The organism is Spirulina sp. 06S082, assembly GCF_034932145.1.
Classification (GTDB): domain Bacteria; phylum Cyanobacteriota; class Cyanobacteriia; order Cyanobacteriales; family Spirulinaceae; genus CCY15215.
This window is the reverse complement of the sequence record NZ_JAYGHV010000130.1, coordinates 19144-29470: the sequence shown is the minus strand read 5'-3', so window position 1 is coordinate 29470 and position 10327 is coordinate 19144. Positions and strand designations below refer to the sequence as shown.

The 10327-nt window shown below is 41.1% G+C and carries 7 protein-coding genes; 4 read left to right on the top strand and 3 right to left on the bottom strand.

What is annotated here, in order from left to right; genetic code table 11:
- Window positions 1-1943: filamentous hemagglutinin N-terminal domain-containing protein (locus tag VB714_RS08945; RefSeq protein ID WP_323223272.1), on the bottom strand; the 1943-nt coding region annotated here is incomplete at its 3' end.
- Window positions 1944-2186: 243 nt separating this feature from the next.
- Between VB714_RS08945 and asnB the strand changes: the two genes are divergently transcribed.
- Complete coding sequence (asnB, locus tag VB714_RS08940) at window positions 2187-4082, top strand: asparagine synthase (glutamine-hydrolyzing) (protein WP_323223270.1); 1896 nt, start codon at window positions 2187-2189, stop codon at window positions 4080-4082.
- 15 nt (window positions 4083-4097) lie between these two features.
- Here asnB and VB714_RS08935 read toward each other — a convergent pair whose 3' ends face one another.
- Both VB714_RS08935 and VB714_RS08930 read right to left on the bottom strand, forming a co-directional pair.
- On the bottom strand, window positions 4098-5282 hold the full coding sequence (locus VB714_RS08935) for a dual OB domain-containing protein (protein ID WP_323223268.1): 1185 nt from the start codon (window positions 5280-5282) through the stop codon (window positions 4098-4100).
- A 161-nt stretch (window positions 5283-5443) separates the two neighbouring features.
- Window positions 5444-5932: a HugZ family protein gene (locus VB714_RS08930; protein WP_323223266.1), complete on the bottom strand. Its 489-nt coding sequence runs from the start codon at window positions 5930-5932 to the stop codon at window positions 5444-5446.
- Between the two features lie 89 nt (window positions 5933-6021).
- Here VB714_RS08930 and glp point away from each other — a divergent pair, with 89 nt between their 5' ends.
- The 3 genes from glp to VB714_RS08915 all read left to right on the top strand — a co-directional run bounded on the left by glp (window position 6022) and on the right by VB714_RS08915 (window position 10299).
- Window positions 6022-7248: a gephyrin-like molybdotransferase Glp gene (gene glp, locus VB714_RS08925; RefSeq protein WP_323223264.1), complete on the top strand. Its 1227-nt coding sequence runs from the start codon at window positions 6022-6024 to the stop codon at window positions 7246-7248.
- A 90-nt stretch (window positions 7249-7338) separates the two neighbouring features.
- A complete protein-coding gene (dnaX, locus tag VB714_RS08920; protein WP_323223262.1) occupies window positions 7339-9897 on the top strand; it encodes a DNA polymerase III subunit gamma/tau in 2559 nt (852 codons plus the stop codon).
- A 171-nt stretch (window positions 9898-10068) separates the two neighbouring features.
- Window positions 10069-10299, top strand: coding sequence for a type II toxin-antitoxin system CcdA family antitoxin (locus VB714_RS08915; RefSeq protein ID WP_204106078.1), 231 nt, complete (start codon window positions 10069-10071; stop codon window positions 10297-10299).
- Window positions 10300-10327 lie beyond the last annotated feature (28 nt).

The window sequence follows — 10327 nt, the reverse complement described above, 5'->3', positions numbered from 1 at the left end:
TCACTATTCATCACTGAAATTCCCACACCACCATCACCACCATTTCCTCCATCTTCGCCAACCCCACCTCCTAAGTTAGAATCTGTAACAAAAGTTCCATTTGTTCCATCCTGGCCGTTTTCTCCATCAATTCCAGAGTTGAGATTGCCGACACCACGTCCGCCACCACGTCCGTGAGTTCCTGTACCGCCGTCGCCACCAACTCCTGTAAGAGAGATATTGCCGCTTGTGGTTGCCAAACTGCTGTTATTGAGTGCAATTCCCGTTCCTCCCGTCCCACCGCCATTAGAGCCTATTTTTCCGCGACCGACGAGGGTAATATTTCCCGTTCCTGTACTAATCTGTGCATTGTTGAGAGCGAGTTCTCCACCGTTACTATTGTCAGCATCGGCATTCAGGTTCACAGAACCGTTATTTGTTGTGATATTGGCATTGACATTAATACTATTCTGTGCAGATGCTTGTAATCCTACTCCTTCCGTTGACATGGCGATCGCGCTACTAAAAGTAATATTGTTCGTCGCTTCCAAAATTACATTTGCGGTAGCATTGTTAATAAAACTAACATTTAATTTAGCATCAAGAGGAGTATCGCTAAAACTCAAAGTTGTATCGCTAGTATTGCCTCCACTGGCAACAATTTCGATATTAGTTGGGTCGAGTAATAATGTCCCAAATGTGCCATGAGAAGCAGAAGTATTGACATGACCTTGAAAATCTAAAAACTTGCGCCCAGAAACTTCAACAAAGCCGCCATTCCCTGCATTTTGACCGCCACGCACGTTAATTTCACCATGAAAGCGAGTGACATCATTTGCCCAAATAATAACCCGTCCGCCGTCACCTGAACTTAACGCATTAGCTTGAATAATTGTATCAGAATTAATTAAAGTCTGTTCGGAAATTGAGAGAGAACTTTGACCGCGATAGTCTCCTCCGATGCGAATATTTCCTCCAGTATTGACTCCCGAAGCATCTATATTTGCATCCAATAAAGCGATATTTTTGCCAACGATCTCAATACTTGGCGTTAAATCTGGCGATCGCGTTGCTGTTGCGATCGCCCCCGCAATAATCACTGTCCCTATTGTTTCGGGTAAGGGCATATTATTGTTAGCTAATCGAACTATATTTGCTTCATTTGTAACTAATCCAGTTGCACTTTGTTCCATCAAATAACGAGGAATATCTGATAATTTTAAACCTGTAATTTCTCGTTCTCCTGGTTGTACGGGTTCAACATTGAGAATAATGCTTAAGATTGCTCCATCTTGAGTAATTTTAACTTGATTTCGTCCTGGAATTGCGGCGATGGTTATATTGCCTCCCGGTGCAGAAAATGTTCCTGTACTGAACACAGAACCGGCGATCGCATAGATATTTTCTCCTGCTTTAACCGCTAAATCTCCCCCATTGATAATTATTCCGGGGTGCATCGTATCAAAAAATAACCCTGTAGGATTCCCAATTAATGTTTCATAATCATTCATTCCTGAAGCATTAAAAAAGCCATCTTCAAACCCAATACGATTGGCTGTTGAAATACCAAAACTTCCCGGTACATCTAATTTTGCACCGCGAGTAAAGATCCATCCTGCTTCATTGACTAAATATAAATTACTATCTCCTCCACTGAGGCGAATTAATCCTTCAATAATTGATGGATTTCCCCCCACCACTCTCCCTAAAATATTGTTAATTTCAGGATTAGAAATAAAATCGGCAATTTCCCTGGGTGTTAAACCAAATTCTTGAAAGCTGTGGAATAAGTTGAAACCCGATCGCGTCCCTCCTGTAATCTCATAAATATCGCCATTTTTCTGCACTATAGTCCCAGCGCGATCGGGGGCTGAAATGATTGATTGAGCGAAAATGGCTTGCGGTACAAGAGAAAGGAAAGAGAGAGTAGTGAATAGAACACCCAGATGAAATCGACCTAACATGAGATGCACCTAAAAATCTTGTTTAAATTACCAAGACTGTATGATACAAGATCGCGATCGTTTTTTGAATATCTTTTTAAATATTTCTTGACTTTTCCGTAGACTATAAATTTAAGCTAATATCAAGAGATCGACTGCATCTAGGGTTGGTGGGCGGATGTCGATTTGATGGTAGAGTAGTTCATTGGTTGTTCTGGAATCATCCCAAACATCTTCATTTTCTTAACTGTTTACAAGCGATCGATGTGTGGAATTTGTGGGGTTGTATATGCCGACTTGAATCGAGAGGTTAATGCGAAACTAATCGATCGCATGGCCGAAAGGATTATTCATCGAGGACCCGATGAGGGGGGAAATTATGTATCTAGAAATGTTGGTTTAGGTTCTCGCCGTCTTTCAATTATCGACCTCGCTGGCGGTCAGCAACCTATCTATAATGAAGACAAGACCATTTGGGTCGTTTTTAACGGAGAACTCTACAATTACCGAGAACTGACCGCTTCTTTAACCCGTTTGGGTCATAAATTTTATACTGAAACAGATACAGAAGTTCTTGTTCATGCCTATGAAGAATTTGGCGATGAATTTCTGGAATATCTTAACGGAATGTTTGCTTTTGCTTTGTGGGATTCGCGACGACAGCGATTAATTATTGGGCGCGATCGCATGGGCATTAAACCGCTTTATTACACAATACACGATGATGCTTTAATTTTTGGGTCGGAATTAAAAACAATCCTTGCTTATCCTCATTTACCGCGAACAATTGACCTTGTTGCCCTCAATGAATATCTCAGTTTTGAATATATTCCTACACCGAGAACTATTTTTCAAGGGATTTCTAAACTTCCTCCCGGTCATGCTTTAAGTTATACAGAGGGAGAATTAAAAGTTTGGCAATATTGGGATATTAATTTATCGCGCAGTGAAAATATTAAGCCCAAGCAAATCAAAGAATACGAACAAGAACTTCTGAGTGTTATTAAAGATGCTGTACGCAAAGAAATGGTCAGTGATGTTCCTGTTGGGGTTCTTTTAAGTGGGGGTTTAGACTCCAGCGCGATCGCAGCCATGATGTCAGAAATTGCCCCTGGAAATGTCAAAAGTTTTTCGATTCGTTTTGACGATCCTTCTTTTGATGAGTCTTCCTATGCCCGTAAAGTAGCACATCATTTACAGACGGAACATTATGAATTAACTTTAACCCCAAAATTGACTTTAGATTTAGTTCCACAACTAGCTCAATTTCTTGATGAACCCTTGGGAGACTCTTCAATTATTCCCACTTTTTTACTTTCTCAATTTACGCGCCATCATGTTAAAGTTGCTTTAGGAGGAGATGGAGGAGACGAACTATTTGCTGGTTATTCAACTTTACAAGCACATCGATTAGTTGAATATTACGAGAGATTATTACCGGGATTTGTTCGCCATCGTATCATCCCTTGGTTTGTCGATCGCCTGCCTGTTTCTTTTGATAATATTAGTTTTGATTTTAAACTGCGACGTTTTATTGCTGGTCGAGGGATTCCTATTATCATGCGACATCATCAATGGTTAGGATCGTTTACGGTAGATCAAAAACGTCAACTCTTAGAACCGTGGACGCAATTACAAGAAAAAGATACCTATCAAGTTGCCTTCGATCATCAGCAACAATCTCAAGCACAAGAAGCCTTAAATCAATTACTTTATTGCGATTTAAAGTTATATTTGGAAGGGAATATTTTAGCCAAAGTCGATCGCGCTAGTATGGCTAATTCTTTAGAAGTACGAGTTCCTTTATTAAATCATACTTTGGTAGAATATGCAGCGCAAATGCCCCACAGTCTCAAATTACGGGGCTTAACAACAAAGTATATCCTGCGTCGTGCCATGCGAAATCATTTGCCTAAAGAGATTATGCAACGCGGAAAAAAAGGATTTAATATGCCTGTAGCAAAGTGGTTTACTGGGGAATTGCGTCCTTTAGTGGAAGATATGCTATCTCGTGAAAGATTGCAGCGAGAAGGCTTTTTTAATGCTGATTTTGTGCAGCAATTATTAAAGGAACACATGACGGGAAAAGCCGATCGCCGGAAGTTACTCTGGACTTTATTGGTTTTTGAATTATGGTACGAACATTGGGGAAATGGGTAAAATATAAACTTGCGATTATTCCATTAAATCAAGTTTTCGTAAGCGCGATCGCATTGCGCTGGGTTGTCGTTGAAAATGCTTGGCTAAGTCCTTAATACTCATGCCATTGTTAAAAAGAATGCCAAGTTCTTCATCTTCCTCAGTTGTCCATTTTGTATAGGCTTTAGGGTATTTTTCACGGATTCGATCCAGGCGATCGCTATAGGAAGATTGCAAGGAAGATTCTGCAACATCAGCAAAATGTAAATCTTTTTCAAAATCATCTAAGGTCTGTTTTAATAAATTTTGTAAAGTTTGGCGTAAATTTTGTAGCGATCGCCTCTCTTCTGAATACGAATCCCAACAGTTTTGGACGGCTTTACGGATGCAACGTTTGACGGGTAATAAGTTTGCATTTGAATGGGTTTCTATTTTGTCGTTGAGAATGCTAGAATGATAGTTAGTATTAACTTGTTTTTCTGGGGAATTCAGGAAACTTTTCACATAAGCAGTATTAACAACAGCAGCCACTAATTTAAAACAACAAAGCGGTTCTTCCTGAGAATATTGGAAAGGTTCACTTAAACTAATGGTTAACAAAAACTTGGTGGGATCGAAATTCTTTAAAGCTAAGGCTGTAATTGCTTGTTCGCAGGTATATTCACCGTCATCGAGTCGATCTAAGAGGTTTTTCCAATGGGGATCGGTAATCCCTAAATTATATTGAGTTCCGTTGCAATTAAAGATAGCGCGATATCTTCTTCTGCGGGGAAGTGTTGAGATTTTCCAGAGGAGTTTTTTGGGTTTTAATAAACAGAGTGAAGCGCAAGCAGGATTATCCTGTAATAATTCTAATTCAAGGCGATCGCCTTGATTCCCTAATAATGAAAAAGAATAGTTTATCTTTTGAATTTCTGGTTTCAGCAGTTGATTTAACTGGTCGGTTGTCGGCCAACCCATAAATTGCCAGGGGCGATCGCTGACGATCCAGTTTTCCGGTTGATGAATGCGAGAATGAGGGCGATCGCATTCAATTCTGAGAATATTAAAAAGCTCTGGTTCTTGTCCATTGCTCAAGGTATAATGCTCCTGATAGAGCGTTCCATCAGTTTGAGAGGAAACAGGTCTAAGCCATCCCGAACCATCAGTTTTAAACCCTGCAATACACCGTCCACCATGTTTTAAGGAATTGGCTAAACAGATGATTTCAAACGTAGTCATTGCCAAACGCGATCGGATAATACACTCAAGGATTTAATTTTACATTAAAATACGCTCTAAGATCGCACAGAAATTTTACCCACAAGTGCGATCGCGCAAGGGTGGTAAAGCTGTATCGCAATAAGCCTAATCCATTCAAGGAATTTTTTGTATGAGGGGATCTAGCCGGTGATGAGAGTAAGAGTATCACCACCTTCTCGGCTAATGCGATAAACTCGACCAAAACCGAGGACAAAACGACCATCGCGAGGGGTTAACTTGACAATGCGAAAATCTGGTAAACTGCGAAGAATCTGGATAGTTTCACCGAATCTTTCCTCAAAGCGATCGCCAATTTGCTGCCATGTTTCTGTTTCTCTCTCCATAAATGTTGCTTGACAATTTAAACTCAAACGAGGACGAGCAAAAATATCTTCGCATTTGCTTTCATCTTCAATAAACAGAATACTTGCTTGGGAATTATCCTTTAAATTTTGAGTATGCAGGGCTAAACCACTGGCAAAGAAGTAAATATTTTGCTGTTCATCCATGACAAAAGGAGCATAACTCGCATTAGGAACACCTTCTTGACTCACCGTACTTAAAATAACGCTACGGACGCGATCGCAAAACTCTTGATAGGCAATTTGAACTTGTTCGATTTGAGTCATAGACCTAAAAACCCACTTTATGCCATTATAAAACCCAGAGTTGCTTGATTGTCTGTTGCCTCTTCCCTAATAATTAATTGTTCAATAAAATGCTATCTGTATCCGAAGCCGAAGCAATTATTCTCGACCTCGTACAACCTTTAGAAAAAATTGAGACAGTTACCTTAGAAAATGCCAGCAGACGCATTTTAGCTCATCCTGTCAGCAGTCCCCTCGATTTTCCCTATTGGGATAACTCTGCGATGGATGGTTACGCGGTGCGTTATGAGGACCTGCGAGGGTGCGATCGCGCTCATCCCAAGATATTAAAGATTATTGAAGAAATTCCCGCCGGAATTCAACCCCAAAAAACGATCGCGTCAGGAGAAGCAGCACGAATCTTTACTGGGGCGGTAATGCCCCAAGGTGCTGATACCATTGTCATGCAGGAAAATACCCAGCGAGACGGCGATCGCGTCACAATTTTGCAGGCACCTGGCGATCGCGAATTCGTCCGTCACAAAGGGGCATTTTATCGATCGGGAAACGCCCTTTTGGGGTCGGGAATTGCCATCGGTGCGCCGGAAATCGCCGTTTTAGCGACGGCACAATGCACCTCTTTCTCTGTTTATCGTCGCCCTCGGGTGGCTATCTTCTCCACGGGAAATGAGTTGATTGCCCCCGGAAATGCCCTACAACCGGGGCAAATTGTGGATTCTAATCAGTATGCCCTGAGAGCTTTTGTCTCGGATTTAGGAGCCATTCCCGTCCCTCTCGGCATCGTCCGCGATCGCCCGGAAGACCTCGAAGCGACGATAAAAAAGGCGATCGCCGATGCGGATATAGTGCTTTCCACGGGAGGGGTTTCCGTGGGAGAATATGACTACATTGAGGAGATTTTGGCGAAATTGGGCGGGAAAATTTATATTCGCAGCGTCGCAGTTAAACCTGGAAAACCCCTCACTGTGGCAACATTTGAGCAAGAAAAGCGCACTTGTTTGTATTTTGGTATTCCAGGAAACCCCGTTTCCGCTTTGGTGAGTTGTTGGCGATTCGTTCAACCTGCGTTAAAAAAATTATCGGGACTGGGGGGAGATTGGCAACCAAAGTTTGTGATGGCGCGATCGCGTCACAACCTCACAGCCAGTGGCAGGCGAGAAACCTATCTTTGGGGACGTTGGGATATTATAAGCGGGGGCTATGAATTTTCTCTGGCTGAAGGCGATCGCAGTTCGGGTAATTTAATGAATTTAGCTCAAACGAACGGGCTGGCAATCGTTCCTGTGGGGGAAACGGCGATCGCGGCTGGAGAAAAGGTTTGCGTGATGTTAGTCTGAGTAAGTACAAATATTCTGATAAAAAGACAATAACGTTTTACAATAATAAAAGCAAGTTTTTCATCGGCGATCGCCCTTTTTAACAATTCCATGTCTTACGAACCCCTACATCATAAATATCGTCCCCAGAAGTTTGTCGAATTGGTGGGACAAGAGGCGATCGCCCAGACTTTAACGAATGCTTTGGAAAGCGATCGTATTGCCCCTGCGTATCTTTTTACCGGACCGAGAGGGACAGGGAAAACCTCCTCAGCGCGAATTTTATCAAAATCTTTAAACTGTTTGCAAAGCGATCGACCTACCCCCGATCCTTGCGGAAAATGTGAGGTTTGTCGGCAAATTGCTCGAGGTTCAGCGATGGATGTTATTGAAATTGATGCAGCCAGTAATACTGGAGTTGATAATATTCGAGAAATCATCGAACGCGCTCAATTTGCCCCTGTTCAATGTCGTTATAAAGTTTATGTTATTGATGAATGTTTGACGGGAGATTCTCTGGTTCAAACCCGTGCAGGATTAATGCGGATCGACGATCCTAAATTAAAGGGAAAAATGGTTCTCAGTTACAACGAGGTTGCAAGAGTATGGGAATATAAGAAAGTGCGACGCTGGTTAAAACGGGGAGTTAAAGAAATCCTTGTTATCAAAACTGGCGATCGCGAACTTCGCTGTACTGAAAATCATCTCATTCGGACAGAAAAAGGATGGATCGAAGCAAAAAACGTAAAAGAAGGAATGAAGATACTATCCCCTGTGAATGTGGAGGCAATAAAACCCTTAAAATGGGAGCAAAATCTAGTCGAAAATGGCTGTCAGAGTTACAACAATACTCAATCCCCTCAATGGATTACAAATTTGGAGAAGGTCGAATCTGTCCACCGCGATGGTTATGAAAAAGTTTACGATCTTGAAGTAGAAGATAATCATAATTTTGTAGCGAATGGTTTATTAGTTCATAATTGTCATATGTTAAGTACCCCTGCATTTAACGCTCTTTTAAAAACATTAGAAGAGCCTCCAAATCGGGTTATTTTTGTTTTAGCGACGACAGATCCACAACGGGTTTTAAATACTATTATTTCTCGCTGTCAGCGTTTTGATTTTAGACGCATTCCTCTCGAATCAATGGTTAAGCATTTAACTTATATTGCAGTAAAGGAAGAAATTGATATTGCTAGGGATGCTGTAACGCTTGTGGCACAAATTGCCAATGGAGGCTTGAGAGATGCAGAAAGTTTATTAGATCAATTGAGTTTGATTCCAGACCAAGTTACAGTGGAAAAAGTTTGGGATTTAGTTGGAGCCGTTCCCGAACGAGATTTATTAGTATTATTAAAAGCAATTCATTCTGACAATCCTGAAGCAGTGATCGAACAATGTCGGCATTTAATGGATCGAGGTAGAGAACCTCTCATTGTTCTACAAAATTTAGCTACATTTTATCTCAATTTGTTGATTGCCAAAACATCTCCTCAACGTAGCGATCTGGTTGCTGTAACAACTCCAACTTGGCAAGAATTATGCCAAGAAGCGAAACAATGGGATATTGCTGTGATTTTGCAGGGACAGCAAAAACTCAAAGAAAGTGAAGTCCAAATTAAAAATACAACTCAACCTCGGTTATGGTTAGAAGTGACCTTATTGGGACTCTTACCTAGCGCGATCGCGGCATCTTTGCCCAATAATAATGCACCTGAATCTAACAGACAATTAACATCAAATCAAACCAGAATAGCCCCTAATCAAACAACCCAAGTACCGACTACATCTCAACCCAAACCAGCAATTTCTCAACCTCAATCCACTGCGGAAAAATCACCATTTTCTACAGTTCAAGAACCTTCGCAAACAGTATCAAATTCTGTACCTAGACAAGCATTATCAAATGAAGAACGATTTCAAAAAAGAGTTGAGGAAAGTTGGCAAAAAGTCTTACAAACAATTGAACCTCCAGCCTCACGCGCATTAGTTAAACAAAGCTGTGTTTTAATAGACTTTGATATTGATGAATCGATCGCCTACTTAGGGATGAACCAGCCCAACTTACTCAAACTTGCTCAAACAAAAATCCCCCAAATTGAAACAGCATTTGAACAAGTTTGGCAACAAAAAATTAAAGTAAAAATTCAAACAGAAAAAAAAAACAAATCCCCTAGAATAGAATCTAATTCTAGGACGATCGCCAAACCTAATGAGAATATTACCCCAGCTAAATCTCCATTTTCAGCAACTACAGCGATCGCCAAACCCAATCCCGAAGTTAGATCGAACTTAAGTTCTCAAAATAGTGCCGTTAAAGAAAAAGCGATCGCCAATTCCCAAAGCACCAGCATTAAAAAATCCCCTGTATCCCCAGTTAGAGAAAAAATAGATACCAAAAAAAAGGGCGATCGCATTCCTGCTTCTAAAATAGATTCTCCACCAGAATCCGCGATCGCAGAACCAAAAGAAGAAGAAGAAAGCGAAACCTTATTAGCCGCCAATGAATTTGCTAGTATATTTGAAGGAGAAGTTCTAGATTTAGAGGTAAACTTTTTTAAAAATTTGTCAGAAATTGAAAACAATTCCCAACTACCAACAATTCAGCCACTTCCTCAACCCGAAAAAAACGCACCTCCTCCCGAAAACCCAAACGCAATACCTTTTTAAAAACATAAATAAATAGCACGAGGACTATCATAACGGCCAAAACTTGTCAAGTTTGATACTTAAAAATTAACAGTAATGCAAACAGCATTTTGCTTTCCTCCGTTTCTCTGGAGCGATCGGGTAATATAATAATAGACTGCAAAATTATTGAACAGGCATAAGGAAAACGCCATGAGTGAAAATGCAACCCCATCTCAGCGTCTTGCTGAGAAAGTTGAAGTTTCCATCCGTCTCGATTCAGATTTACTCGACCAACTCAAGCACCTGAGTAACGATCCCAGCCGCATTATTGAAACAGCAATCAAACAATGGTTGCGAGGGGAACGAGAGCAAGATGACGAACTGACCCGAACCTTTAGACGCAATCCCCCCGTTCCCCCCCGAGGAGAATGGAACGATTGAGGAAAATGGGGTGTACGATGAATTTCTG

What these genes read in the sequence shown, in the direction of transcription:
- asnB (WP_323223270.1), top strand. Translation starts at nt 2,187, where the DNA reads ATGTGTGGAATTTGTGGGGTTGTATATGCCGACTTGAATCGAGAGGTT.
- VB714_RS08935 (WP_323223268.1), bottom strand. Translation starts at nt 5,282, where the DNA reads ATGACTACGTTTGAAATCATCTGTTTAGCCAATTCCTTAAAACATGGT.
- VB714_RS08930 (WP_323223266.1), bottom strand. Translation starts at nt 5,932, where the DNA reads ATGACTCAAATCGAACAAGTTCAAATTGCCTATCAAGAGTTTTGCGAT.
- glp (WP_323223264.1), top strand. Translation starts at nt 6,022, where the DNA reads ATGCTATCTGTATCCGAAGCCGAAGCAATTATTCTCGACCTCGTACAA.
- dnaX (WP_323223262.1), top strand. Translation starts at nt 7,339, where the DNA reads ATGTCTTACGAACCCCTACATCATAAATATCGTCCCCAGAAGTTTGTC.
- VB714_RS08915 (WP_204106078.1), top strand. Translation starts at nt 10,069, where the DNA reads ATGAGTGAAAATGCAACCCCATCTCAGCGTCTTGCTGAGAAAGTTGAA.